Here is a 25,173-nt window from a genome sequence, read left to right as displayed (position 1 = left end):
TCAGGCCGTCGCGTAGCCCTGCGGGTTGTTCTTCTGCCAGCGCCAGTGGTCCTCGCACATCTCCGCGAGGGTGCGCGTGGCGGACCACCCGAGGTCGGCGAGGGCCGACGACGGGTCGGCGTAGCTGACGGCGGCGTCACCGGGGCGGCGCGGCGCGAACTCGTACGGGATGCCTCGTCCCACGGCCGCGGAGAACGCGGTGAGCACCTCGAGGACCGAGGAGCCGTTCCCGGTCCCGAGGTTCCAGGTGTGTACCCCGCCGTGGGCCACGAGGTAGTCGAGCGCTGCGAGGTGCCCGGCGGCGAGGTCCACCACGTGGATGTAGTCGCGGACGCCCGTGCCGTCCGGCGTCGGGTAGTCGTTGCCGAACACCAGCACCTTCTCCCGCCGTCCCACGGCCACCTGGGCCACGAACGGTAGGAGGTTGTTCGGGATGCCGGTCGGGTCCTCGCCGATGGTGCCCGAGGCATGGGCGCCCACCGGGTTGAAGTACCGCAGCAGGGCGATGGTCCAGCGCCCGTCCGCAGCGCCGAGGTCGGACAGGATGTCCTCGATCTGCTCCTTCGTGCGCCCGTAGGGGTTCACGGCGTCGAGGGGCAGCTTCTCCGTCAGCGGCACCTCCTCGGAGGCCCCGTACACCGTGGCCGAGGAGCTGAACACGAGCGTGCGCACGCCGGCGTCGTCCATCACGCGCAGCAGGTTCAGGGTGCCGCCCACGTTGTTGTGGTAGTAGTACAGCGGCTTCGCGACGGATTCCCCGACGGCCTTCAGACCCGCGAAGTGGATCACGGCGTCCACGGACTCCGCCGCGAAGATCTCGCGTAACCTCGCCTCGTCGAGGAGGTCCGCCTGGTGGAAGGTGGGAGCCCGCCCCGCGAGGGTGGCGACGCGCTGGAGCGAGGTCTCCGTGGAGTTCAGCAGATTGTCGACGACGACGACGTCGTGGCCGTGTTCGAGCAGGGTCAGGACCGTGTGGGAGCCGATGTAGCCGCTGCCACCGGTGACGAGGATCTTCATGGTCCCATCCTAGGACGGAGGGGCACCAAGCTCTGGAGGGCGGGGGCATACCGGGTTTACCCTGTACTCAGTTCGGCCGGTGCCGTCCGTCCGTCCGGCCCGAGGGGAGCCATGACGTACTCCGATCCCACGTCCACCGAGCACTTCGTCGTGGACACGTCCGCAGTGCTCCTCGAGGCGCTGTACCTGCGGGACTGCGCGGGTCTGCGCGGCGTCGGACGCCCGGCCCTGCCGCCCGTGGTCCCGACGGTCCGGCCCGTCGACACGCGGCGCATCGCGGAGCGGGTGGGCGGCCGGGCCGCCCTCCGCGTCGAGTGGGAGGCGTGGTGGCACAGCCTTCTGCGGCACCGCGTGAGCGACGCCGTGCTCCCGCTGCCGCCCCTGTTCGAGGCGCTCGACGGCATGGAGGCCCTGAAGACCCTCCTGCGCGCCCATGTCGGGGCGGCCACGGAGTGGGCGGAGGAGCGGTGCGCGGAGTACGCGCTCCATGTGGGCGCCCGTGGTGCGGGCAGCGTCGAGTACCTGCTCGACCGCATGGTCCAGGAACGCGAACTGGAACTGGGGCGGAGTGCGCGGCAGTTCCAGCTCGAGGTCGTGGAGCTGCCGCTCGGAGTCCGGCGTGCCTGGTGGGTGGAACCGCACACGCTGCTCATGTGCCAGGAGCTGTTCGACGAAGAACACGCGTTCCGCAGCTACGTGGAACCGATCATCCGCATGCTGGCCTGAGAGCCGGTGACGTCAGTGAGGCCGGCTGGCGCCCGATGACGCCCGGTGACGCCCGGTGGCGCCCGGTAACGGCAGGATGCCCACCGCACCGGGGACGTCGCGCGCGGTCACGGCGTCAGGCCCGCCACGTCGATGGTCAGGATGCCGGGGTCCGTGGTCGCCGCCGACCAGCCGCCGTCCTCCCGGACCCACTGCAGACCGGAGTAGGAGACGGAGGTGACGTGCTGCGTGCCGGCGTTCGCGACGGCCCACTGCGCGGCGGCCCACCCCGCGGTCCCCTCGAGCCTCACGGTGAGGCGGTCGCCGTCGGCGGCGGTGTCCAGCGGACCGAAGACCTCCTCGGCCGCCGCCGAGACCGAGAGCGCGTCGCCGGTGCCCGTCGGCTCCCGGAGGGTGCAGTCGAGGGCCGCCGGTGAGTTCCCGGTGAGGGCGGAGGCGAAGGCCCTGCCCTCGGGCTCGTGGTCCGCGTACGCCTCCGGGTAGGCGGAGCGCTGCACGGTCTGTGCCGCTTCGGTGATGGGCAGGGACTCGTAGCCGGGTACCTTGACGAGCGCGTCGTAGAAGGCGCCGGTCGCGTAGATCGGCATCATGACCTGCTCCTCCGTACCCCAGCCCTGCGAGGGGCGCTGCTGGAACAGGCCGCGTGAGTCGGGCCCGGCGTCGTCACCGTAGTCGATGTTCTCGAGCCGGGACTCCTGGATGGCCGTCGCGATGGCGATGGAGGCGGCACGCGCGGGCAGCCCGCGGTTCACCGCGACGCCCGCGATCAGGGCCGCGTTGGAGGCCTGGATGGGGGAGAGCTCGTGCGTGTCCGCGCCGACGGTGGCACTGCAGCGCTCCCGCACCAGGATCTCGCTCTCGTCGAGCTGGCGCACAGCGAGGGCCGTACCACCGATCATGACGGCGGTGAGGGACGCGAGCATGACGACAGTCCTCGTGCGTCGTCTCCGACGGGCCGGCGAGCTGCTCCTGGAGGCCATGCGTCAGTTGGCGTGCAGGGCCGGGTTCAGGGCGATGCCCTCGCCCGTTCGCGGCCTCGCCTCGACCGCCCCCGTGACGGAATTGCGGAGGTAGAGGATGCCGGACTCGCCCGAGAGCGTCTTCGCCTTCACGGTGGAGCCGTCCTGCAGCGTCACCTTGGTACCCGCCGTCAGGTAGAGGCCCGCCTCGACCACGCAGTCGTCGCCGAGGGAGATACCGACGCCCGCCTCGGCGCCCAGCAGGCACCGCTGACCGAGGGTGATGCGCTCCGTGCCACCGCCCGAGAGCGTACCCATGATGGAGGCGCCACCGCCGATGTCGGAACCGTCACCGACCACCACTCCTGCCGAGATGCGGCCCTCCACCATCGAGTGGCCGAGGGTGCCGGCGTTGAAGTTGACGAAGCCCTCGTGCATCACGGTGGTTCCCGCCGCGAGGTGCGCTCCCAGCCGGACGCGGTCGGCATCGGCGATGCGCACGCCGGCCGGGACCACGTAGTCGACCATGCGGGGGAACTTGTCGACGCCGTAGACCGTCACCGGTCCGTGCGCCAGGAGGGCCGCGCGGACGGTCTCGAAGTCGTCCACTCGCGCAGGCCCGTGGTTCGTCCACACGACGTTGGGGAGGAGGCCGAAGATGCCGTCGAGGTTGATGCTGTTCGGCTGCACGAGGCGGTGGGAGAGCAGGTGCAGCCGCAGGTAGGCGTCCTCGGTGCCGGTCGGGGCCTGGTCGAGATCGATCGACACGTCGACGACGCGCCGTGTCACCTTCCGGGCGTTGTCGACCCCGGCGGCTGCGAGCGCCTCGAGCGTGTCGCGGAGGGCATCGGCGCCGTCGTCGTCCTGGTCACGGGAGCCGAGATGGGGCGACGGGAACCAGGTGTCGAGCACGACGCCGTCCGCGGTGACGGTCGCGAGGCCGAGACCTCCTGCGGTACGGGTGTCGCCGGGCGCGGGGGAGCTGGGCGCAGGAGAAGTCATGGGGTGCATTCTACCGAGCGTTAGTGTTGCAGCATGATCCGGACACCCTCCACGGACCTCGATCCGACGACCGACGTGGCGCTGCTCACCGCGCAGCTGCTCGACCTGCAGAGCGTCTCGGGGAACGAGGCGGCCATCGCGGACGCCGTCGAGCGCACCCTCCGCCGACAGGGTCACCTGGAGGTGGTGCGCGACGGCGACTGCGTGATGGCGCGGACGCGGCTCGGCCGTGCCGAGCGGGTGATCCTCGCCGGCCACCTCGACACCGTGCCCCTCCCCACCGCGCCGGGTTCCCGGGGAACCGTGCCGTCCGCCTGGGAGGGGGACGTGCTCTACGGCAGGGGAGCGACGGACATGAAGGGCGGCGTCGCGGTCCAGCTCGCACTGGCGGCCGCCCTGACGGAGCCCACGAGGGACATCACCTTCATCTTCTACGACCACGAGGAGGTCGAGGCCTCACTCAGCGGGCTCGGGCGCGTGGCGGAGAGCCACCCGGAGTGGCTCCGCGCTGATTTCGCCGTGTTGCTCGAACCGACGGACGGCACGGTCGAAGGCGGATGCAACGGAACCGCGCGCTTCGACGTACGGGTCACGGGCAAGGCTGCGCACTCCGCACGGGCGTGGCGGGGGGACAACGCCATCCACGGCGCGGCGGAGATCCTCGTGCGCCTGCGTGACCACGAGCCGGCGACGGTGCACGTGGACGGCCTCGACTACCGGGAGAGCCTCAATGCCGTCCGGATCTCCGGCGGCACCGCGGGCAACGTGATCCCGGACAGCACCGTCATCGAGGTCAATTACCGCTTCGCGCCGGACAAGAGCCCCGCGCAGGCGGAGGAGTACGTGCGGGCGCTCCTCGACGGTTTCGCCGTCGAGCTGACCGATGTGGCCGCCGGTGCCCGACCCGGACTGAACCACCCGGCGGCGGCCGCCTTCGTCGCGGCGGTCGGTGCGGCGCCGAAACCCAAGTACGGCTGGACGGACGTCGCGCGGTTCAGCGCGCTCGGCGTCCCGGCCGTCAACTTCGGCCCCGGGGATGCCCTCCTCGCGCACACGGACGACGAGCACGTCCACGCGGACGCCGTGCGTGCCTGCCTGGGCGCGCTGACCACCTGGTTGTCCTGACCGGTCCCGACACCTGCTGAACCGCTCACAGGACGTGCTGACGAGGAAGGGCCCGGCACAGGTGCCGGGCCCTTCCTGGTACACGCCAGTGGAGTGAACCCGTCAGGTCGCCGAGGCGTCCATGGGTACCACGTTCTTCGCCGCCGCCTTGGTGGTGCCCCTGACCCTGAAGCTGAGCAGCCGGGAGAGCCGCGTGGCGAGGGTCGAGAGCGCGAAGTTGATGAGGATGAAGATCACCGCGGCCACCAGCAGCGCCTGCAGCAGGTTGCCCTCGCCGACGCCGAGCCGCCGGGCGCCCTGAAGGAGCTCGGAGTACCCGATGATGTAGCCGAGCGCGGAGTCCTTGAGGATCACGATGAACTGGCTGATGAGTGCCGGCAGCATCGCGATGAGCGCCTGCGGCACCTCGATGCTGCGCAGGGACTGCATCGGCGTCATGCCGATCGCCATGCCGGCCTCGCGCTGGCCCTTCGGCAGTCCGTGCACACCGGACCGGATGAGTTCGGCGATCACCGATCCGTTGTAGAGGGTCAGGGCGACGACGACGGCGGTGAACGCCGGATCCGTGATGGCGTCGATCTGCCCGAACGCGAGCCAGAGGAAGATCATCATGAGCAGCACGGGGATGGCGCGGAGGAACTCCACGATGGTCCCGGCGACGAGCCGCAGCGGAGCGAAGTGCGCGAGGCGCGCCATGCCGAACACCAGCCCGAAGACCACGGACGCGACGACGGCGATGGCCGCGGCACGCAGGGTCCCCTCGATGAGGCCGGGGAGGATGAAGAACTCCCACGAACGCCCTTCGAGGAACGGGGACCACTTCTCCGGGGCCAGTTGACCCTTGCCCGCGAGGACGGTCAGCAGCCAGGCGAGGAGCCCCGCGATGAGCAGGACGCCGATGATGTTGCCGATGAGGATGGAACGCCTGGCCTTCGGGCCCGGGGCGTCGAAGAGGACCTGCTGCGCGCTCATCGAGCCACCGCCAGTTTTCTCGAGGCCCAGGTGGTGAGGAGGCCGACGGGTATGACGATGATGACGAAGCCGAGGGCGAACGTCAGGAAGATCGGGATCACGAGATCGCTGTCGAACTCGATCATCGTCTTCATGAGGCTGGACGACTCGGTTGCCACCGACCCGGCCGCAGCGACCGTCGAGTTCTTGATGAGAGCGATCAGGACGTTGCCGAGCGGTGCGATCGCGCCGCGGAAGGCCTGCGGGAGGATGACCAGCCGGGCCGCGGGGAGGAAGCTCAGGCCGATCGCGCGGGCTGCCTCGGCCTGGCCGAGCGGCACGGTGTTCACGCCGCTGCGGATCGCCTCGCACACGAAGGCCGCGTGGTAGACGGACAGGCCGAGGACGGCCAGCCGGAAGAAGTTGAGGTCGAAGTCCTCGGACATCACCACCTGGAGCTGACCGAACATCCCGAGCACACCGAAGGCGATGATGATGGTCAGCGGTGTGTTCCTGAAGATGTTGACGTAGGACGCGCCGACGAACTGCAGGCTGGCGATGGGGGAGATGCGGAACAGCGCGAGGACCGTTCCGAGGACGAGCGACCAGATCGCAGCCCAGAACGTGAGCTGGATGTTGACCCAGAACGCGGCCGGGACGTCGTACGTCTCGAACAGGGACAGGTAGTTCTCCACGGATCACCTCCTTTCGGGGAGTGTCGTTGCATGGCATCGGTGGGGCCGCCCGTCAGGGCGACCCCACCGATGAGTCAGGTGATCAGGCGCAGGCTTCGGGCGTCGGGGGGTTCAGCTCGGCGTTGAACGTGTAGTCGGCACCCTCGGTGTTGCGGGTGATGGCTTCTTCCCAGGCGCCTTCCTCGATCATCTTGGTGATCGCCTCGTTGATGGCCTCGCAATCGGTGTTGTCCTGGGGAAGGCCCACTCCGTAGTTCTCCTCGGAGAACGGCGCCCCGACCACACGGAATTGTCCGGCGTTGGACTCCTGCGCGGCGAGGCCGGCCAGGATGATGTCGTCGGTCGTGGCGGCGTCGATGCTGCCACTCGCCATCAGCGTCACGCACTCCGCGTAGCTCGGCTGCTCCACCAGGTTCACGCCGGCGTACTGGTCCTTGATCTTCTGCGCGGACGTGGAGCCGGTGACGGAGCAGAGGTTCTTGCCCTCGAGGTCGTCGGGCCCGTTGATGGAGTCGTCGTCCGCGCGCACCAGGAGGTCCTGGCCGGCCACGAAGTACGGTCCGGCGAACGCCACGGTCTCCTTGCGGGTGTCCGTGATGGAGTAGGTCGCGAAGATCATGTCCACCTGGTCGTTGGTGAGGAGGTTCTCGCGGTTCGCCGAGGGTGCCTCGACCCATTCGATCTGGTCCTCGCCGTACCCGAGCTCGTTCGCGACGTACTTCGCCACGTCGACGTCGAAGCCCGAGTAGGAGCCTCCCTCGTCGAAGCCGAGACCGGGCTGGTCGAACTTGATACCGATGCGGATCTGCTCGCCGCCGGCCTCGCCGCTCGCTTCGCCCTCAGGGGCGTCTCCGCCGCCACAGGCGGACAGCGTGAGTGCGGCCACGGCGGCCACCGCGGCTGCTGCGTATCGGGTTCTCTGCATTGGATCTCCTAGTGTTGCGGCCCCGGGAGGCTCTGTGACGTACGAGGTGTGGATGGACGATAAAAGGCTGCGACGGCCGGTGTGCCCGGCCTGGTCGGGAGCTGTCAGTGGGAGAGGATCTTGCCGAGGAAGTCCTTGGCGCGATCGCTCTGCGGGTTGGTGAAGAACTCCTCCGGAGTCGCCTCCTCCATGATCTGCCCGTCGGCCATGAAGATCACGCGGTCGGCGGCACGGCGGGCGAAGCCCATCTCGTGCGTCACGACGATCATGGTCATGCCCTCCTTGGCGAGCGACACCATGGCGTCGAGGACCTCGTTGATCATCTCGGGATCCAGGGCGGAGGTCGGCTCGTCGAAGAGCATGACCTTGGGCTGCATCGCGAGGGCCCGCGCGATCGCGACCCGCTGCTGCTGGCCGCCGGAGAGCTGAGCCGGGAGCTTCTGCGCCTGGTTGTCCACCCCGACGCGCTTGAGCAGCGACATCGCGAGATCCTTCGCCTCCCCGGCCTTCATCCCCTTGACCTTCGTGGGGCCGAGGGTCACGTTCTCGAGGATCGACTTGTGGGCGAACAGGTTGAAGGACTGGAACACCATGCCGACGTCGGCCCGGAGCTTGGCCAGAGCCTTGCCCTCGGCGGGCAGCACCTTGCCGTCGATGGTGATCTCGCCGTCGTCGATCGTCTCCAGGCGGTTGATGGCCCTGCACAGCGTCGACTTGCCCGAGCCGGACGGCCCGATGACCACGACCACCTCACCGCGCGCAACCTTGAGGTTGATGTCGCGGAGGACGTGGAGGTCGCCGAAGTGCTTGTTGACGTTCGTGAGGGAGACGAGCGGGCTTACCGAGGACGCGGGGGTTGCCGGTCGTGTGTCACGTGTCATGGGAGAAATGTAGCGAACTATTCCCCCTCGGCAATGCACGAGGGCGTCCCGGCGGCGATTGTAATTCAAGAGAAACCTCCCGTTCATGGCGTCCGGAGCCCGATAACCTGAGCAGATGTGCCCTTCCCAGACGCCCCCGGCCCCCGACTCCCCGCCCGCGCAGAAGCCCACGCGGCGCAAGGGTTCGGTCGAGCTGCGACGCGGTCAGGCCTCGGGCCCGCAGTCGGACAACATGCTGCTCGACGCGGACGACTCCGGCGGGTTCACGAGGACCGACCCCTGGCGTGTGCTGCGTATCCAGAGCGAGTTCGTCGAGGGCTTCGGTACCCTCGCGGACCTCGGACCGGCGATCAGTGTCTTCGGCTCGGCCCGCACACCTCGGGACTCGCCCTTCTACGCCGTGGGCGAGGAGGTGGGCCGGCTGCTGGTCGGCGCGGGGTACGCGGTCATCACGGGCGGTGGCCCGGGTGCCATGGAAGCGGCCAACAAGGGAGCCTGCGAGGCGGGCGGCACATCCGTGGGCCTGGGGATCGAGCTCCCCTTCGAGCAGGGCATGAACGAGTGGGTGGACCTCGGGATCAACTTCCGCTACTTCTTCGCCCGCAAGACCATGTTCGTGAAATACGCGAGCGGATTCGTGGTGCTCCCCGGCGGCTTCGGGACACTCGACGAGCTCTTCGAGGCGATGACCCTCGTCCAGACCCGCAAGGTCACGTCCTTCCCGATCGTGCTCGTCGGGGTCGCCTACTGGCGCCCCCTCATCGACTGGATCGAGGGGACGCTCCTCGCCGAGGGCACCATCGCGGAGAAGGACCTCGCCCTGCTGCAGCTCGTCGACACGGCGGAGGAGGCCGTGCGCATCGTCGCGGCGGAGGCCGGGCGGGCACCCGGCTTCTGAGGCACCGCGGTCCTGATCACGACGCGCTCTCTCTGGCACCATTGCCGTGTGACTATCTTCCTGCTCATCCTCGCGATCCTGCTGGTGGGCGGAACAGCCCTCCTGGCCTCGGGCCGGGCACTGCCGGTGGGCGGCGGCAGGTTCCCGGCCGCCGCTGACGGCATGGCGCCTCCCGTCGCGTCCCTGCCTCCGGTCCTGCTGCCGGAGAACCCACGCGGGAGCGACGTCGATGCCCTGCGTTTCGGGCTGGGCCTCCGGGGTTACCGGATGGATCAGGTGGACGAGGTGCTCGACCGCCTCGCCGATGCCCTGAACGAGCGCGACGCCGTGATCGCCGAGCTGCGGGGCGAGGCGGCCACCGGCGCGGCTCGCGGGACAGGCCACACGTGATGGACACCGCGGAAGCGGGGGACGGCCGGATCCGGTGCGGCTGGGCCTCCTCCAGTCCCGACTACCAGCGCTACCACGACGAGGAGTGGGGCCGGCCCGTCCGCGGCGAGGCGGCGCTCTTCGAACGGCTGAGCCTGGAGGCCTTCCAGTCCGGCCTGAGCTGGATCACGGTCCTCAGGAAGCGGGGGGCGTTCCGCGAGGTCTTCGCCGGGTTCGACCCGGCCGCGGTGGCCTCCTTCACCCCCGACGACGTCGAGCGGCTGATGCTGGAACCGCGGATCATCCGCAACCGGCTGAAGATCACCGCGACCGTGGCCAACGCCCGGGCCCTCCTCGCCCTGCCCGCCGGCGTCACCCTCGCCTCCCTGCTGGAGCCGTACCGCGCCGTGGACGCACAGGCGCCGGTGTCGCTGGAGGACGTCCCGGCGACCACGCCGGGCAGCGTCGCCCTGGCCCGCGACCTCAAGGTGGCGGGCCTGCGCTTCGTGGGCCCGACGACGGCCTACGCGATGCTGCAGGCCACCGGGTTCGTGAACGACCACCTCCGCGACTGCTGGGTCCGCTCCGAGGTCGAGGCGGAGCGGCGTGCCGGCGCCGGGGCGGCGCCGCCAGGACGGGAGGACCAGGCGTGAGCAGCTCCCTGACGAACACCACCCCACGGCACGGCAGCCGTCTCCGCCATTGGTCCGTGCAGGTGCTCCTCGTCTTCGTGGCCGGTCGGATCGTCTCCTCGGCGGTCCTCCTCGCGGCCGCCGCGCGGCAGGGGGCGAGCCCGTGGTCCGGCCCCGCGCCCGGCTACGGTACGTTCGTCAACTTCTGGGACAGCGGCTGGTACGAGCGGATCTTCCGGGAGGGCTACCCGGCCGAGCTGCCGACCGACGACGCCGGGGTCGTCCGTCACAACCAGTGGGCGTTCTACCCGCTCTTCCCGGGGATCGTGCGGCTCCTGGACCTCGTCACCGGGCTGGGGTGGGGCGTTCTCGCACCCGTCGTCGCGCTGGTCGCCGCGGCCGCCGCCACGCTGGTGATCTACCGGCTGTTCAGGGTGCGGACCGGGCACCGGGCAGCCCTGCTCGGCGTCGCCGTGGTCTCCTTCGGGCCGGTGGCCGTGATTCTGCAGGTGCCCTACGCCGAGTCCCTCCATCTGCTGCTCCTCGCATCGGCGCTCCTGCTCGTCGCGACCCACCGCTACATCGCCGCCATGCCCGTCGTCGTCCTCATGTGCCTGTCGCGTCCCGCCGGGGTGCCCTTCGCGGTCATGGTGGGCATCCTGTTCCTGATGGCTGTCTGGTCCGCGCGGCGGGGGAGCGATCCGGGCGTGCGGGAGCGGGCGGCACGTCGCGTGCTGCCGCTCTTCCTCCTGGGCGTCGTGTCGTCGGTCTCCGCCGTCGCCTGGCCCGCGATCGCCTGGCTCGTCACCGGTCGGATGGATGCGTACGTCGCGACGGAGACGGCCTGGCGCGGCGAACCCCTCGTGCCGTTCGTGCCCTGGGTCCACGGGGCGATGGAACTGCTCGGACCGGTGGCGGGCGCCTTCGCCGTCGTGCTCCTGCTCCTCGGCGTGGTGGGGCTGATGCTCGCGCCGCCGGTGCAGGCGCTGGGGCCGGTGCCGCGCGCCTGGTGCGCGGCCTACCTGCTGTACCTCGCGGCGTTCTGGGATCCGCAGTCGAGCACGTGGCGGATCCTGCTGCCGCTCTTCCCACTGGCACTGGCCGTCGCGGGTGTCAGAGGTGGGCGCCTGCTCTGGCTCGTACTGCCGGTCTCCGTGGTGCTGCAGGCCGTCTGGGTCGAGTGGCTGTGGGGCTGGACCCCCACGGGTCAGGACGGCGACTACCCGCCGTGACCGGCTGCGGTGTGATCCACGCCGCACGCGAATTAGCAGGTCAGGGGCTTGTACTGAATAATGAAGGGGATGACGTGCGCCGCCGGGACACTCCTGTGGACCGGCCCGGCGCACCGGTTACTGTCGCGCTACCGCTGACCGCGGTCGCGCCCTGTTGAAAGGGACACCCCCATGGCTGCCATGAAACCGCGTACCGGCGATGGACCGATGGAAGTCACCAAGGAGGGGCGCAGTCTCATCATGAGGGTGCCGATCGACGGCGGTGGACGCCTCGTCGTGGAGCTCAATGCCGAGGAAGCCGGCAAGCTGAAGGACTGTCTCCTCACCGTCACCGGCTGACCGCAGCTTCCTGAACGCTCCTTCCGGCCCTCCGCGTCCACCGTGTGGTCGGAGGGACGAATCCCTGTGCCGTCGCGCGGCGCCCTCCTGCCGTCACATGTGCTGGGAGGCAGTGAGGGAGCGCCCGCCCGTGCTGACCGCGTCGGTCCCACCAGGAGCGTGCGCCGGAACCGATCGGGTGCCGGCGCCGCTGCACCGGGGGGTGGTCACGCGCGCTGCTTGACCGCCAGGAGCAACCCTGTCCCCGTGGGCAACAGGGCCGAGACGAGCGTCTCGTCCTCGCGGACCGCCTTGCCCACCTTCCGCAGCGTGGTGGTCGTCGCGTCGCGGACGGCAGGTTCCGCCACGCGATCCTGATCCAGGGCATCGTTCACGATGAGGATGCCGCCCGCCTTCAGCAGTCGTGTGGCCTGCTCCACGTAGGTCGGCAGGCCCTGCTTGTCGGCGTCGATGAACACGAGGTCGTAGGCGCCGTCCGTCAGCCTCGGCAGCACGTCGCCCGCGCGTCCGGAGATGGTGCGGGTCCTGTTGGACGGGATGCCCGCCTCGAGGAACGCCTCGCGCGCTGCGCGGAGGTGGTCGACGTCGGAGTCGATGGTCGTGAGGACCGCGTTACCGGCGAGGCCGCGGAGCAGACAGACGCCCGAGACGCCGGCTCCCGCACCGACCTCGACCGCCGTCGTCGCCTTCGACGCCGCTGCGAGGACGGTCAGCGCGGCGCCGACGGCGGGGGTCACCGGGGTGACGCCGAGCTCGTGCGAGCGGTCCCGTGCGCGGAGGAGGATGTCGTCCTCGACGGGCAGCCCCTCCGTGTAGGACCAGCTGCTGTGTTTGTCGGCGGCCATGGACTTCCGTTCTGTGGTGCGCCGGCGGGCGCGGCAAGGTGGTCGGGAGGGGCGACAGCCCGTACCCAACCCTACTGTGCAACGGGGCGGGGCCTGCAGCCGTTCGCGCGCACCCGAGCGGCAGGCTCGACCGATGTCAAGGGCGCGTCCGCGCAGAGCACTCCCACCTCACCTGCCAGCCGACTCCCAGCTTGGTGAGAAAGACTTTTTGCTCGGGCATCCCTCATCGGAGTGGTCCCGAATGCTTCGTACCGACCGGCCACGGTTCCGCACCATGGCTCGGTGAGGACGGGGACCTGCGGCAAGAAGGGGTTAGAGATGTCCAGTGTGAAGGCGGCTCAGGCTGTCACGGAGCCTGGCTCCGAGGGTGATCCGGTTGTGCTCGACGAACACGGAAACCCCTGGGTGGCGCCCTCGTGGGAGGAAGTGGTTACCACCTACTCACCCAAGGTCTACCGGCTGGCCTACCGGCTCACGGGTAACCGCTTCGACGCCGAGGACCTCACGCAGGAGGTCTTCGTCCGCGTGTTCAGGTCGCTGGCCAACTTCAAGCCGGGCACGCTGGACGGCTGGCTGCACCGCATCACCACCAACCTCTTCCTCGACCAGGCGCGGCGCAAGACCCGCATCCGCTTCGACGGGCTGACGGACGAAGCCGAGAGCAGGCTCCCCAGCAAGCACCACGGGCCGGAACGTAGCTTCGAGTTCAACAATCTCGACATCGACGTGCAGGCCGCCCTCGAGGAGCTGCCGCCGGACTTCCGTGCAGCCGTGGTCCTCTGCGATCTCGAAGGGCTCGCCTACGACGAGGTGGCGCGCGTCCTGGACGTGAAGCTCGGCACCGTCCGCTCACGCATCCATCGCGGCCGCACCATGCTCCGCGAGAAGCTCGCCCACCGCGACCCGCGCCGGTCCGGGGGCAACAGCGCCGCACTGGGGGTCCCACGGATCGCTGGTCTGGGCTAGACGGCATGCTCCATCCGCATCGTTCACTGCAGGATCTCGTGGACGGCGAGCTCTCCGATCGGCGCAGGGTCAGCGTGGAGCACCACGTGGCCCGCTGTACGTCCTGTCGGGAGACCGTCGCACGCCTGCGTGCCCTGAAGAGTGCCCTGCTCGGGCTTCAGCAGCCTGCACCGCACCCGGGACTCCGCATGCGGCTCCTCGCACAGGACTTTTCTGCACCCCTCGCCGGGGAGCGGCGCCCTATCCAGGCCTCGCAGCCGAACATTCCGCCGCCCCCCGGGGAGCGGGCAGGATTATCCACCGGAGCGGCCGACCTCTCGACGAGTGAGCCCGCCACAGGTCAGGGGTCGGATGCTGATACCCGGTTCCACGACGGACAGGAGAGCGTCCGCGTGCACCGATCCATGGATGCCTCGTCCCGTCACGGGCACACGCATGATGCCGCCCGTCGGCGTCGCTCGCTCGTCGGAGCCGCAGGAGGATCCGCGGTGGTGGTGACGGTCCTGCTCTCGAGCGCCTACCTCGTCGGTTCCCAGGCCTCGCCGACGCCCGTGGAGGCGGCATCCGGTACCACCGCACTGCGGGCGGGCTGGGAATCGGTGGCACCCGAGACACCCGCACTGCTCGACACCGAGCAACTCGACACCCTCCGTGCCGGCGGGTGGTACTGCCCCGAACTCGAATCGCTCGGCTTCACCCTGACCAGCGCGGAGGGAATCACGGTGGCGGGCAGGCCCACCCTCGAACTGGTGCTGGAGAACGACGGCGAGACGGTCACCGTGTACGAGCAGCGGAAGGTGGGCGAGTCCGGTGCCGCTGACGGGCCGCCCGTGGACGCCGTCACCGGCCGGACCGTCACGGCGGCCGGTTTCGAGCACATCGGTGGGACGGATCGGGATGTCTGGGTGCGGTCGGGGACGCCCTGGCAGGTCGTCCTGGACTCGCCGTCGGTCACCTACACGGTGATCTCGACCCTCCCGGCGGCTGCCATGCCCGGGACGCTCAACCAGCTCGTGACGACGGAGCATGCGCAGCTCTCCCTGGCGCCGCAGCCCGAGGACGACTCCATGATGAGCCGCATCGTCCGCGGGTTGTCCATGATCACCGACCCGGACGCCTCCAGGTGACGGCGGAGTGACCGGGACGTGAAGGTTCGGCGTCCCCGGTCCATGGAGGGCCGGTGGGCGCGCATCCGGTGTGTGCGGCGGAAGCCGGGAAGGTAGTCTTTTCACGTGCTTGGAATCAACGGCCTCGAACTGGTGGTTCTGGCGCTCATCGCCGTCGTGGTGCTTGGCCCCGAGCGGCTCCCGGAGTACGCCTCGCAGCTCGCGCGACTCGTCAAGGGCCTCCGCCGGATGGCGTCGGGAGCGCGGGAGCAGCTCCGTGAAGAAGTGGGCCCCGAACTCGACGAGGTGGACTGGCGGAAGCTCGACCCGCGTCAGTACGACCCACGCCGGATCATCAAGGAGGCGCTGCTCGATGACATCGAGGACGCCTTCAAGCCCGTCAGCCAGGGTGCGCCGCGGGCCGTCGCCGCGGTTCCCGCGGTAGCGGCGGCCACGCGGCAGACCGTGTCCGTCCCGGTCGGTCCCCAGTTGGCCGCAGGCCAGAGCGCACCCTACGACTCCGAGGCGACCTGACAGGTCCGCCGTGCCACCCCGCGACCTGACAGGTCCGCCGTGCCACCCCGCGACCTGATAGGTCCGCCGTGCCACTCCGCGGCCCGGTACGCCGACCTCCGTCGTCCGGTGCTAGCGCAGTGTGACGGGTAGCCGCAGACCTTCGAGCCCCCGCGGCCGATGCGCGAGCAGGTCCGCGATCGCCGTCAGTTCACGTTGCGACCGCGACGTACCCTCACGCAGCACCACCGGCACACCGGCGTCCCCGCCCTCACGCAGGGCGACGTCGAGGGGAATGCTGCCGAGGAGGGGCACCTCCGTCCCCAGGGTGGAGGTCAGGCGTGAGGCCACGATCTGGCCGCCGCCCTCGCCGAAGAGGTCGAGCCTGCCGCCGTCGGGCAGTTCGAGCCAGGACATGTTCTCGATGACCCCCGCGACGCGCTGGCCTGTCTGCAGCGCCATCGCGCCGGCGCGCTCGGCGACGTCCGCCGCGGCGCTCTGCGGCGTGGTGACGACGAGCAGTTCGGAGGCGGGAAGAAGCTGCGCCACGGAGATCGCGATGTCACCGGTACCCGGGGGGAGGTCGAGCAGCAGCACGTCCAGATCCCCGAAGTAGACGTCGGTGAGGAACTGTTCGAGCGCTCGGTGCAGCATGGGACCGCGCCAGGAGACGGGCTGGTTCCCCTCCACGAACATGCCGATGGAGATGACCTTCACACCGTGCGCGACCGGCGGCAGGATGAGCTCGTCAACCCGCGTGGGCTGCTGGGTGATCCCCATGAGGGCGGGTACGGAGAAGCCGTGGACGTCGGCGTCGATGATCCCCACACGCAGCCCGCGCGCGGCGAGCGCGACGGCGAGGTTCACCGTGACGCTTGATTTCCCGACCCCGCCCTTGCCGCTGGCCACCGCATAGACACGGGTGAGGGAGGCGGGATCTGCGAACGGGATGCCGCGCCGGCCCCCGGCGCCCTTCAGGCGTTCCTTGAGTGCGTCGCGCTGCGCCTGGTCCATGACACCGAGCTCCACCTCGACCGCCTCGACGCCCGGCACCGCCGCGAGCGCGGCCTCGGCGTCGCGCGTGATCGTGTCACGGAGCGGGCAGCCGGCGATGGTGAGCAGTACTCTCAGCCGCACCGTCGAGCCGTCGATGGTCACGGTGTCGACCATGCCGAGTTCCGTGACCGGGCGGCGCAGCTCGGGGTCGATCACGGTGTCGAGCGCGGCGCGGACGGCCTCCTCCTGGGGGGACCCGTTCACCTGGAGGGCTTCCTCCCGGCCTGGACCTTCGGCAGGGACATGGTCCCGTCGGACGGCTTGCGGGGTTTGCGTTTCTGCAGGGTGAGCTCCTGGCCGTCGGCCGTCTCGAGCAGCTCCTCGAGGATCGAACGGAGCTCCGACCGGACGTAGTCCCGGGTGGCGACCTCGCGGAGCGCGATCCGGAGATCCGCGATCTCGCGCGTCAGGTACTCGGTGTCGGAGAGGTTCCGCTCCGCGCGGTGGCGGTCCTCCCGCATGGAGACGCGGTCGCGGTCGTCCTGGCGGTTCTGCGCGAGCAGCAGGAGGGGTGCGGCATACGACGCCTGGAGGGAGAGCATCAGGGTCAGTGCCGTGAATCCCAGCGCCGCGCTGTCGAAGCGCAGGTTCTCCGGCGCCACGGTGTTCCAGGTCAGCCACACCGCGACGAACACCGTCATGTAGAAGAGGAACTGCGGAGTACCCATGAAGCGGGCGATGTTCTCCGTGCCACTGCCGAACCGGTCCGGGTTCGGTCGGAGGCGCGGGAGGAAGCGCTTGCGCGCCTCGCGCGGGGTGTCGAGACCCCGGGAGTTGGATCGGATCTTCTCAACCACGGCGGCCACCTCGTTTCGGTACGGCTGTGTCGTCCTGGGCCCGCCAATCGTCGGGCAGGAGGTGGTCCAGGACGTCGTCGACGGTCACGGCACCGACGAGCCTGCCGTCGGTGTTCACCACCGGCAGGGAGTTCAGGTTGTACGTCGCGAGGATGCGGGACACCTCACTGACGTTCGCCTGGTCGCCGACGGCCTCGAGGTCCGTGTCGATGATGTTGCCGAGCGGTTCCGGCGGCGGGTAGCGGAGGAGCTGCTGGATGTGCACGACGCCGAGGTAGCGGCCCGTCGGCGTCTCGAGCGGCGGGCGGCAGACGAAGATCGAGGAGGCGAGGGCCGGTGTCAGCTCCTCGCGTCGTACATGGGCGAGGGCCTCGGCGACCGTCGCCTCCGGAGGCAGGATCACGGGCACGGTGGTCATGAGGGAGCCCGCCGTGTCCTCCTCGTACTCCAGGAGCCGGCGCACGTCCTCGGCGTCGTCGGGCTCCATGAGCTGGAGCAGCTCCTCCTTCTGCGCCTCGGGCAGCTCGTTCAGGAGGTCGGCCGCGTCGTCGGGGTCCATCTCCTCGAGCACGTCCGCCGCCCGCTCCCGCGAGAGGGACGTGAGGATCTGGACCTGGTCGTCGTCGGGCAGTTCCTGCAGCACGTCGGCGAGGCGGTCGTCCTGCAGTTCGCCGGCCACCTCGATGCGCCGCTTGTCGTTCATCTCGTGCAGCGCGTCGGCGAAGTCGGCGGCCTTGAGGTCGTCGTGCTGGGCCACGAACTGGGTGGCGCCCTGCGGCTCGTCGTTGGTGCCGTGGAAGGCGTCGAGCCAGTCGATGATGAGGCGCTCGCCGCCCCGGCGGAGGCCGCGCAGGGGCGACACCGAGCCGCCCCTGCGCACGAAGAGCTGGGACACGTGCCAGTCACCGGCCCGGTTCCGCTCCATCGCGATGTCCTCGACGACGGCGTTGCCGCTGCCGTCCCGCAGGGTCAGCCGGCGGTCGAAGAGCTCCGCGACGACGAGCATCTCGGCGCCGCGCTGCTCGAAGCGGCGGAGGTTGACGAGACCGGTGCAGATGATCTGGGACGGGTCCATCGAGGTGATGCGCGTCATCGGGACGAACACGCGCTTCTTGCCGGGAACCTCGACCACGAGGCCGACGACCTGCGGCGGTTTGGCCGGACCGCGGTCCAGTACCACGGCGTCACGGAGACGGCCGAGACGGTCACCGAGCGGATCGAACACGTCGAGGCCCAGCAACCGCGCGACGAAGACGCGGGTCGGGTTGGTAGTCACAGCTCTAGGCTATCCGCAGCGGCAAGCACACCCGGTATCGCACCCGGGCCCGTGGCGGAGACCGCCCGCGGTACGCCTCGGTGACCCTCCACCAGCACGCACGTGGTGCGGGGAGGAGCCGCACGCATTCAGCGTCCGTCCGGCCGACGTCCAGGTGATCAGCAGTTCACCACCGGCGATAAGCCTCCCCTCCAGCACGGGCGTGAGCAAGAATGGGGTCATGTCGACACCACCGCTCGGAACCACCAGCTCCCGTACTCCGGACCGCATCCTCCCCACGGGGGAGACGATCGGCCGCTACACGAGCTACCTCGACGCGCAGAAGGCCGTGGACTACCTGGCCGACAACAAGTTCGCGGTGCAGAAGGTGGCCATCATCGGCAACGACCTGAAGACGGTCGAACGGGTCACCGGGCGGCTCAGCTACCCGCGCGTGGCGCTCGCGAGCGCGGCGTCGGGTGCCTGGTTCGGGTTGTTCGTTGGCATCATCCTCGGACTCTTCGCGGGCAGCGAGATGATCAGCACCGTCCCGTCCTCCATCGCGCTCGGCGCGATCTTCTGGCTGCTCTTCGGTGTCCTCACCTACGCCTTCCAGCGCGGCAAGCGTGACTTCACCTCGACCAGCCAGGTGGTGGCCACGAGCTACGACGTGCTCGTCGATCCGTCGCTCGCGGGAGAAGCCCGCCGCCTGCTGCAGAAGCTCCCGATGAACGGTCAGGCGCAGCATCCCGGATCCAACCCCGGTGCCTGGGGCCAGGCGCCGTCCCAGCCGCCGCAGGGCGCGCCCGACCGGCCAGCGTCCTGGAACGACCCCTACGCGGGGCAGCAGGCGCCGGGTCAGGGTCAGGGCCAGGCTCAGGGTCAGCCGCAGGGGCAGGGGCAGGGGCAGCCTCAGGGCACGGGTCAGCAGCCCGGCTCGCCCGAGTCGCAGACCGCAGGGCCGGGTACCACCGGGCCGAGGCGGGGCCGGTTCCCCGACCTGCCCGACGGCCGCCCGCAGTACGGAGTCCGCGTGGACGATCCGGCGGCGGGGGCACCTGCGCCGGCGCAGGGGAGCGAGGGCGGGACCGCACCGGCTCAGGACGGACAGGCGGCTGGGACCGGGCACGGTTCCTCCTCCGCCGACGGCACACGCTGACCGCGTGACCGGGCGTCCGCAGCGGCGCTGACCGCTACACAGCCGGTCAGCGGAGCGCCGCGCGAGAAGGCATGCGGCGACGATCCAGCGGCAGGTCCTCGATGCAAACCTGAAGAAGGCCGGGACCGATGGTCCCGGCCTTCTCGGTGCGTTAGGACTGTTCCGACGTCCTCCTGCGCAGGAGGGCCGGCGTCAGTCGTCGGCGCCCCAGATCCCGGCGATCCAGGACTCGACGTCCGCGGGATCGCGGGGGAGCGCCGCACTGAGGTTGACGGGCCCGTCGGCGGTCATGAGGATGTCGTCCTCGATGCGCACGCCGATGCCGCGGTACTCCTCTGGTACGGCGAGGTCCTCGGCCTTGAAATACAGTCCCGGTTCAATGGTGAAGACCATGCCCTCCGTCAGTACGCCGTCGAGGTACAGCTCACGCTTCGCCTGGGCGCAGTCGTGCACGTCCATCCCGAGGTGGTGGCTGGTGCCGTGGGGCATCCAGCGCCGGTGGTGCTGGCCGTCGTCGGCGAGGGCTTCCTCGAGGGTCACGGGAAGCAGGCCCCAGCGGTCCAGGTTCTCCGCGAGGACCGTCACTGCGGCCCGGTGGACATCGCGGAACCTGCGTCCCGGCTGTGCCGCAGCGAGCCCGGCGTCCGCGGCGTCGAGCACGGCCTGGTAGACCCGGCGCTGCACGTCGGTGAAGGTGCCGTTGACGGGCAGGGTCCGTGTGACGTCGGCGGTGTACAGCGTCTCCGCCTCCACGCCGGCGTCGAGCAGCAGGAGGTCGCCCGCTCGCACCTGCCCGGTGTTCCGGATCCAGTGGAGCGTCGTGGCGTTGTTGCCCGAAGCGGCGATGGTGTCGTACCCGAGGTCGTTGCCCTCCTCACGCGCCCGTGCGAAGAACGCCCCCTCCACCACGCGTTCCCCTCGCGGATGGGTGAGGGCGCGCGGCAGGGCGCGGATCACGTCGTGGAAGCCGTTGACGGTGGCGGCGACCGCGGCCTCCATCTGCTCGATCTCCCAGGCGTCCTTGATCAGGCGCAGTTCCGACAGCACCTCGGCGAGGACGGCGTCCAGCGCGTCCGCCTTCTCGAGGTCCACGCCGGTGTTGATGCGCGAGGTGTCCACGAGTGCGTCGGCGTTCTGGTCCACCTCCCGCAGCAGGCGGATGCTCATGCCACCGATCTCGGCCACGCCGGCATTCTTGGTGATGGCCACCTCCAGCTCGGCGAGGTCCGCCGTCTCGAGCGCGAGCTGCGCCTTGAGCTGTGCCATGGAGAGTCGCTGACCGATCCAGAACTCGCCATAGCGCGCATTCGCGTAGAACTCGGCGCTGTCGCGGCCGGCCAGTTCCCGGAAGTACAGGGTGGCGGTGTGGTTGCCGCCGTCGTCGCCCGTCCCGGGATCCACGGGTTCGAGGACCAGGACGGCGTCGGGCTCGTGGTCGAGGCCCAGCCCGGTCAGGTGCGCGAACCCGGAGTGCGGGCGGTAGCGGTAGTCGGTGTCGTTCGAGCGGACCTTGTACGGACCGGCCGGGATCACGAGCCGCTCCCCGGGGAACCGTTCCGACACAGCCCGACGACGTCGTGCAGCATGCGTCGCCACGGGCGCCTCGTCGGGCAGGTCGGCGGCAGCGGGAGCCCAACTGCCCGCCATGAAGGCCTTGAAGGCGTCGGAATCAGGTCTCTGGGAGCGGTTCTCGTTGCGCTCGGCGAGGGGTTGTCCCTCGGCATCGGTGCTCGGGGTCTGGCTCGCGGTGCTCAGGTCGTCGGTGTTCATCTCGTCATCGTCTCACCGAGACCGTGGTGGTCGAAAGCCCGAGCGCCCGGTCGAGGGCCGGCTCCCCGTCGTCGTCGACCGTTGTGCTCCCCGCCGGCCCGGGGTGGCCGAGGCCCACCGCCGGGCCCGGGGGAGCACAGCCCGCGTTCGGGAGGACCCGCGGCGCCGCGTAGATTGGTCCGGTGAGAATCGACCTGCACACGCACTCCAACGTCTCCGACGGCACGGAGGACCCGGACGTCCTCGTGGCGTCGGCGGCTGCCGCCGGGCTGGACGCCGTCGCGCTCACCGACCACGACTCGACGGCGGGCTGGGATCGGGCGTCGGAAGCGGCTCTCACGCACGGGATCACGTTCATCCCCGGCATGGAGGTGTCCTGTCGGACGGACACCGGTGTCAGCGTGCACGTGCTCTCCTACCTCCACGACCCGCTGCACGCCGGGCTGGCTGCGGAGATCGCTAAATCGCGGGACGCGCGCCTCACGAGAGCCCGACGCATGGTGGAACTCATGGCGGCCGACTATCCGATCACCTGGGAACTCGTGCAGGAGCACGTAACCGAGGGGGCGACGGTCGGCCGTCCTCACATTGCCGACGCGATGATCGCCCTCGGTATCGTGGCCACGCGCTCGGAGGCCTTCGAACGCGTCCTGACGGCCCGCTCCCCCTACTGGGTGAGCCACTACGCGCCGCACCCCGCCCAGGCGGTCGCGCTCATTCGCGAGGCGGGCGGCGTGCCGGTCTTCGCTCACCCCTCCGCGTTCAACCGCGGAGCCGTGGTGGGCGGCGCGGTGATCAACGAGATGATCGACGCCGGATTGCTCGGTCTCGAGGTGGAGCACCGGGACAACCCCGAGAGCGCCCGCGTGGAACTGCGGCGGATCGCCCGGGAGAACGGCCTGCTCGTCACCGGCTCCAGCGACTACCACGGCACCGGAAAACCCAACCTGCTCGGCGAGAATGTCACGACCGAGCAGACGCTCGACCTCATCAGGGAACGGGCGACGGGCTCGGCCGCCGTCTGCTGACCTCGCGGATCCGGCCCTTCCTGCGTCTCCGGCCCTAGAGCCAGGGTTCGAGGCGCGCGCGCATGACGTCGACGGCGTGCGGGTTCGCATCGACGCAGACGAACCGGCGGTCGAGCTTCCCCGCCACGGCGCCCAGAGTGCCCGAACCCGCGAAGAAGTCGAGCACCCAGTCACCCTGACGGCTGCTCGCAGCAACGGCGCGTCGCAGGAGTCCCTCGGGTTTCTGCGTCGGGTACCCCGTCTTCTCCCGGCCGGTGGGGGAGACGATGGTGTGCCACCAGACGTCGGTGGGAAGCTTCCCGAGAGCGGCCTTCTCGGCGGTGACGAGCCCGGGGGCCATGTACGGTTCCCGGTCCACCGCGGCGGAGTCGAAGTGGTAGCCCACCGGGTCCTTCACGTAGACGAGGATGTTGTCGTGCTTCGCAGGCCACTTCCGCCGCGTGCGCGCGCCGTAGTCGTAGGCCCAGATGATCTCGTTGAGGAAGCACTCCCGGCCGAAGAGGGCGTCCAGCATGACCTTCGCGTAGTGCACCTCGCGGTAGTCGAGGTGCACGTAGAGGGTGCCGTCGGCGGCCAGGAGGCGCCAGGCCTCCGCGAGGCGCGGGGCGAGGAAGTCCCAGTAGTCCTCGAAGGCGTCGTCGTAGCTCGCGAGCACACCCTTGACCGTCGTGTAGGACAAGCCCTTGAAGCCCACGCGGTCACCGGTGCCGTCGGCCGCCCGCACCATCGACGTCTGCTGGCGCCGTTGCGCACGGCCGGTGTTGAAGGGCGGATCCACGTAGATCATGGAGAAGGCGCCGTCGGGCAGTGTGGGGAGGTAGGCCGCGTTGTCCGCGTGGACAACGAGGTTCGGCCCGTCAGGGCTCCAGGCCGACGTCGTGTCCGACGACGGCGCGGACGCCGGTGACACGTCCGACGACGCCGGCGGCGTTGCGCGCGCCGGTCGATCGGTCACCGGGCGTCAGTCCTCGGCGCCACCGGCGGGCTTGGCGACGACCTCGCCGTTCCGCCGCCGCGTGCGGCTCCTGCGCGGCCGATCGCCTGCAGGGGCGTCGGACTCGGGCCCCGTGCCACGACGCGGGCCATCAGTGGGCTCGGACGTCACGGCAGGTGCCTCGGAGGTGCTGCTCCGGTTGCCGCCGCGACCGCGACTGCGGGGAGCGCGCGAGCCGCCCGCAGCCCCGTCGCGCGAGCCGTCGCCCTGATCGGGGCCGGCGCTCGAGCTGCGCTGTCCACCGCCCGAGCGGCCTCGGCCACCGTCGGTCCGTGCGCCGCCGTCGTTCCTGCCGCCGTCGGTCCGTGCGCCACCGCCGCGCTTGCCGGTCTCCCCGAGGTCCTCGAGGACCTCGGCGTTGATGCCGGCCAGCTTGCGGTCCTTACGGGGGAGGCGGCCCTTGGTGCCCTCGGGGATGTCGAGGTCCGTGTAGAGGTGGGGCGAGGACGAGTAGGTCTCGACGGGCTCGGGGGTGTCGAGGCCGAGCGCCTTGTTGATGAGACCCCAGCGAGGCACGTCGTCCCAGTCGACGAAGGTGACCGCTGTGCCCTTCTTGCCGGCGCGGCCTGTGCGGCCCACGCGGTGCAGGTAGGCCTTCTCGTCCTCGGGGCACTGGTAGTTGATGACGTGCGTGATGTCCTCGACGTCGATGCCGCGGGCAGCCACCTCGGTGGCGACCAGGACGTCGATCTTGTCGCCGCGGAAGGCCCGCAGGGCCTGCTCGCGCGCGCCCTGGCCGAGGTCGCCGTGGATCGCGCCGGCCGCGAATCCGCGATCGATCAGTTCCTCGGACAGCTTCGCAGCGGTGCGCTTCGTCTTGCAGAAGATGATGGCCCGGCCACGGCCGCGCGACTGGAGGATGCGCGCGACGACCTCGGCCTTGTCGAGGTTGTGTGCCCGGTAGATGACCTGCCGGATGTCCTTCTTGGTGATGCCCTCGTCCTCGGGATCCGCGGCGCGGATGTGCGTGGGCTGCGTCATGTAGCGGCGGGCCATCGCGATGACGGGGCCGGGCATGGTCGCGGAGAACAGCAGCGTCTGGCGGACCGGCGGTGTCGCGGCGATGAGCGTCTCGACGTCGGGCAGGAACCCGAGGTCCAGCATCTCGTCCGCTTCGTCGAGCACCACGATCTTGACGTTCTTCAGCACCAGCAGCTTCTGCTTGTAGAGGTCGATCAGGCGACCGGGGGTCCCCACGACGATCTCGACACCCTTCTTGATCGCCTCGATCTGGGGCTCGTAGGCCCGTCCGCCGTAGATGGTGACGATGCGGGCATTGCGCTTCTTGGCCGCCGTCGTGAGGTCGCTCGCGACCTGCACTGCGAGTTCGCGTGTCGGGACGATCACGAGGGCCTGCGGGGCGCCCGGGACGGGCAGCTTCTCGTAGCCGGCGTCATCGGGGCCGACGACACGCTGGATCGCCGGGATGCCGAAACCGAGGGTCTTTCCCGTGCCGGTCTTGGCCTGCCCGATGATGTCGTGGCCCCCGAGCGCGATCGAGAGAGTCATGGCCTGGATGGGGAAGGGGTGGATGATGCCGGCGTCGGCGAGGGACTCGACGATGTCGGGGCGGACGTTGAAGTCCGCGAACGTCTCCGCGACGACCGCGTGCGGTTCCTCGGTGGTGACGAGGGTCTCCTCGACGTCGATGGCGTCTTCGGAGTTGTCGGCGACGAGGTGGTGGGCGTCCGTCATGGCGGAGGTGTCCGTGATGTGGTTCTGCACGTTCTGCACGTTCTTTCATTCAGGCTCTGTGGCCGCCGAGGCTCGACGCACCGGATGATTCGACCGGGGCGGAGCGTATCGGCGGGCACAGGGCGGCCAGTGGAAGCCGATCGCGGGCTTGCGACTGCGTGCGTGCTGCGAGGAGATCGCGGCTGCGGGGTTCTCGTGATCGAGGAGGTTCTGCGGGTCATCCAGATGATAACGACCG

At 70.0% G+C, this 25,173-nt stretch carries 26 protein-coding genes; 12 read left to right on the top strand and 14 right to left on the bottom strand.

Annotated features, from left to right (window positions below):
- On the bottom strand, nt 1-1,017 hold the full coding sequence (gene galE, locus AC4D16_RS04795; protein ID WP_490954141.1) for a UDP-glucose 4-epimerase GalE: 1,017 nt from the start codon (nt 1,015-1,017) through the stop codon (nt 1-3).
- A 111-nt stretch (nt 1,018-1,128) separates the two neighbouring features.
- Here galE and AC4D16_RS04790 point away from each other — a divergent pair, with 111 nt between their 5' ends.
- A complete protein-coding gene (locus AC4D16_RS04790; protein WP_490954140.1) occupies nt 1,129-1,743 on the top strand; it encodes a hypothetical protein in 615 nt (204 codons plus the stop codon).
- A 107-nt stretch (nt 1,744-1,850) separates the two neighbouring features.
- Here AC4D16_RS04790 and AC4D16_RS04785 read toward each other — a convergent pair whose 3' ends face one another.
- Nucleotides 1,851-2,666: a hypothetical protein gene (locus tag AC4D16_RS04785; RefSeq protein ID WP_490954139.1), complete on the bottom strand. Its 816-nt coding sequence runs from the start codon at nt 2,664-2,666 to the stop codon at nt 1,851-1,853.
- Nucleotides 2,667-2,726: 60 nt separating this feature from the next.
- Nucleotides 2,727-3,704 carry a 2,3,4,5-tetrahydropyridine-2,6-dicarboxylate N-succinyltransferase gene (gene dapD / locus AC4D16_RS04780; RefSeq protein ID WP_490954138.1) on the bottom strand — a complete coding sequence of 326 codons (978 nt, stop codon included), beginning with the start codon at nt 3,702-3,704 and terminating at the stop codon, nt 2,727-2,729.
- Between the two features lie 33 nt (nt 3,705-3,737).
- On the opposite strand from dapD, the gene dapE reads away from it, so the two are divergent.
- Nucleotides 3,738-4,829 carry a succinyl-diaminopimelate desuccinylase gene (dapE, locus tag AC4D16_RS04775; protein WP_490948652.1) on the top strand — a complete coding sequence of 364 codons (1,092 nt, stop codon included), beginning with the start codon at nt 3,738-3,740 and terminating at the stop codon, nt 4,827-4,829.
- 102 nt (nt 4,830-4,931) lie between these two features.
- On the opposite strand, the gene AC4D16_RS04770 is transcribed toward dapE, so the two are convergent.
- The 4 genes from AC4D16_RS04770 to AC4D16_RS04755 form a co-directional block, all read right to left on the bottom strand.
- Nucleotides 4,932-5,801 carry an amino acid ABC transporter permease gene (locus AC4D16_RS04770; RefSeq protein WP_490954137.1) on the bottom strand — a complete coding sequence of 290 codons (870 nt, stop codon included), beginning with the start codon at nt 5,799-5,801 and terminating at the stop codon, nt 4,932-4,934.
- Nucleotides 5,798-6,475 (bottom strand): amino acid ABC transporter permease, encoded by a 678-nt coding sequence (locus tag AC4D16_RS04765; protein ID WP_490954136.1) that lies wholly within the window; start codon nt 6,473-6,475, stop codon nt 5,798-5,800. The genes AC4D16_RS04770 and AC4D16_RS04765 overlap by 4 nt, the downstream gene beginning before the upstream one ends.
- An 82-nt stretch (nt 6,476-6,557) precedes the next feature.
- On the bottom strand, nt 6,558-7,400 hold the full coding sequence (locus tag AC4D16_RS04760) for a glutamate ABC transporter substrate-binding protein (protein ID WP_490948655.1): 843 nt from the start codon (nt 7,398-7,400) through the stop codon (nt 6,558-6,560).
- A gap of 104 nt (nt 7,401-7,504) precedes the next feature.
- On the bottom strand, nt 7,505-8,281 hold the full coding sequence (locus tag AC4D16_RS04755; protein ID WP_490948656.1) for an amino acid ABC transporter ATP-binding protein: 777 nt from the start codon (nt 8,279-8,281) through the stop codon (nt 7,505-7,507).
- A 115-nt stretch (nt 8,282-8,396) separates the two neighbouring features.
- Here AC4D16_RS04755 and AC4D16_RS04750 point away from each other — a divergent pair, with 115 nt between their 5' ends.
- From AC4D16_RS04750 to AC4D16_RS04730, 5 genes are all read left to right on the top strand, one after another.
- Nucleotides 8,397-9,179 carry an LOG family protein gene (locus AC4D16_RS04750; RefSeq protein ID WP_490954135.1) on the top strand — a complete coding sequence of 261 codons (783 nt, stop codon included), beginning with the start codon at nt 8,397-8,399 and terminating at the stop codon, nt 9,177-9,179.
- A 48-nt stretch (nt 9,180-9,227) separates the two neighbouring features.
- Nucleotides 9,228-9,569 (top strand): DivIVA domain-containing protein, encoded by a 342-nt coding sequence (locus AC4D16_RS04745; protein WP_490954134.1) that lies wholly within the window; start codon nt 9,228-9,230, stop codon nt 9,567-9,569.
- Nucleotides 9,569-10,201, top strand: coding sequence for a DNA-3-methyladenine glycosylase I (locus AC4D16_RS04740; protein ID WP_490954133.1), 633 nt, complete (start codon nt 9,569-9,571; stop codon nt 10,199-10,201). Before AC4D16_RS04745 ends, AC4D16_RS04740 begins: the two co-directional genes overlap by 1 nt.
- Nucleotides 10,198-11,412, top strand: a complete 1,215-nt coding sequence (locus AC4D16_RS04735) for a hypothetical protein (RefSeq protein WP_490954132.1) — start codon at nt 10,198-10,200, stop codon at nt 11,410-11,412. Before AC4D16_RS04740 ends, AC4D16_RS04735 begins: the two co-directional genes overlap by 4 nt.
- Before the next feature lie 171 nt (nt 11,413-11,583).
- Entirely contained in the window at nt 11,584-11,751 is a 168-nt protein-coding gene (locus AC4D16_RS04730) for a DUF3117 domain-containing protein (RefSeq protein WP_081737717.1), read from the top strand.
- Nucleotides 11,752-11,957: 206 nt separating this feature from the next.
- On the opposite strand, the gene AC4D16_RS04725 is transcribed toward AC4D16_RS04730, so the two are convergent.
- Complete coding sequence (locus AC4D16_RS04725; RefSeq protein ID WP_490954131.1) at nt 11,958-12,596, bottom strand: O-methyltransferase; 639 nt, start codon at nt 12,594-12,596, stop codon at nt 11,958-11,960.
- A 318-nt stretch (nt 12,597-12,914) separates the two neighbouring features.
- Here AC4D16_RS04725 and sigE point away from each other — a divergent pair, with 318 nt between their 5' ends.
- From sigE to AC4D16_RS04710, 3 genes are all read left to right on the top strand, one after another.
- Nucleotides 12,915-13,562 carry an RNA polymerase sigma factor SigE gene (gene sigE, locus AC4D16_RS04720; RefSeq protein WP_490954130.1) on the top strand — a complete coding sequence of 216 codons (648 nt, stop codon included), beginning with the start codon at nt 12,915-12,917 and terminating at the stop codon, nt 13,560-13,562.
- Nucleotides 13,563-13,567: 5 nt separating this feature from the next.
- Nucleotides 13,568-14,689, top strand: a complete 1,122-nt coding sequence (locus AC4D16_RS04715) for an anti-sigma factor family protein (RefSeq protein ID WP_490954129.1) — start codon at nt 13,568-13,570, stop codon at nt 14,687-14,689.
- Nucleotides 14,690-14,794: 105 nt separating this feature from the next.
- Nucleotides 14,795-15,202: a sec-independent translocase gene (locus tag AC4D16_RS04710; RefSeq protein WP_490948664.1), complete on the top strand. Its 408-nt coding sequence runs from the start codon at nt 14,795-14,797 to the stop codon at nt 15,200-15,202.
- A 111-nt stretch (nt 15,203-15,313) separates the two neighbouring features.
- On the opposite strand, the gene AC4D16_RS04705 is transcribed toward AC4D16_RS04710, so the two are convergent.
- Genes AC4D16_RS04705 through AC4D16_RS04695 form a run of 3 tightly spaced genes read right to left on the bottom strand, consistent with a single transcriptional unit; the run spans nt 15,314 to nt 18,310 of the window.
- Nucleotides 15,314-16,441 carry an Mrp/NBP35 family ATP-binding protein gene (locus tag AC4D16_RS04705; RefSeq protein WP_490954128.1) on the bottom strand — a complete coding sequence of 376 codons (1,128 nt, stop codon included), beginning with the start codon at nt 16,439-16,441 and terminating at the stop codon, nt 15,314-15,316.
- Nucleotides 16,438-17,034: a DUF1003 domain-containing protein gene (locus AC4D16_RS04700; protein ID WP_490954127.1), complete on the bottom strand. Its 597-nt coding sequence runs from the start codon at nt 17,032-17,034 to the stop codon at nt 16,438-16,440. Before AC4D16_RS04700 ends, AC4D16_RS04705 begins: the two co-directional genes overlap by 4 nt.
- The gene (locus tag AC4D16_RS04695; protein ID WP_490948667.1) at nt 17,027-18,310 is read right to left on the bottom strand and encodes a magnesium transporter MgtE N-terminal domain-containing protein; all 1,284 of its coding nucleotides are present in this window, start codon (nt 18,308-18,310) and stop codon (nt 17,027-17,029) included. The genes AC4D16_RS04700 and AC4D16_RS04695 overlap by 8 nt, the downstream gene beginning before the upstream one ends.
- Nucleotides 18,311-18,530: 220 nt before the next feature.
- Here AC4D16_RS04695 and AC4D16_RS04690 point away from each other — a divergent pair, with 220 nt between their 5' ends.
- Nucleotides 18,531-19,448: a YflT domain-containing protein gene (locus tag AC4D16_RS04690; RefSeq protein ID WP_490954126.1), complete on the top strand. Its 918-nt coding sequence runs from the start codon at nt 18,531-18,533 to the stop codon at nt 19,446-19,448.
- 192 nt (nt 19,449-19,640) lie between these two features.
- On the opposite strand, the gene AC4D16_RS04685 is transcribed toward AC4D16_RS04690, so the two are convergent.
- On the bottom strand, nt 19,641-21,218 hold the full coding sequence (locus AC4D16_RS04685; protein WP_490954125.1) for an aminopeptidase P family protein: 1,578 nt from the start codon (nt 21,216-21,218) through the stop codon (nt 19,641-19,643).
- A gap of 182 nt (nt 21,219-21,400) precedes the next feature.
- Here AC4D16_RS04685 and AC4D16_RS04680 point away from each other — a divergent pair, with 182 nt between their 5' ends.
- Entirely contained in the window at nt 21,401-22,246 is an 846-nt protein-coding gene (locus AC4D16_RS04680) for a PHP domain-containing protein (protein WP_490954124.1), read from the top strand.
- Nucleotides 22,247-22,280: 34 nt separating this feature from the next.
- On the opposite strand, the gene AC4D16_RS04675 is transcribed toward AC4D16_RS04680, so the two are convergent.
- Both AC4D16_RS04675 and AC4D16_RS04670 read right to left on the bottom strand, forming a co-directional pair.
- Nucleotides 22,281-23,156: a DNA-methyltransferase gene (locus AC4D16_RS04675; protein ID WP_490954674.1), complete on the bottom strand. Its 876-nt coding sequence runs from the start codon at nt 23,154-23,156 to the stop codon at nt 22,281-22,283.
- A gap of 51 nt (nt 23,157-23,207) precedes the next feature.
- Nucleotides 23,208-24,935, bottom strand: a complete 1,728-nt coding sequence (locus tag AC4D16_RS04670) for a DEAD/DEAH box helicase (protein WP_490954673.1) — start codon at nt 24,933-24,935, stop codon at nt 23,208-23,210.
- Nucleotides 24,936-25,173: the final 238 nt, after the last annotated feature.

Source organism: Arthrobacter sp. TJ-236, assembly GCF_058269235.1.
This window is presented reverse-complemented; position numbering and strand designations above follow the sequence as displayed.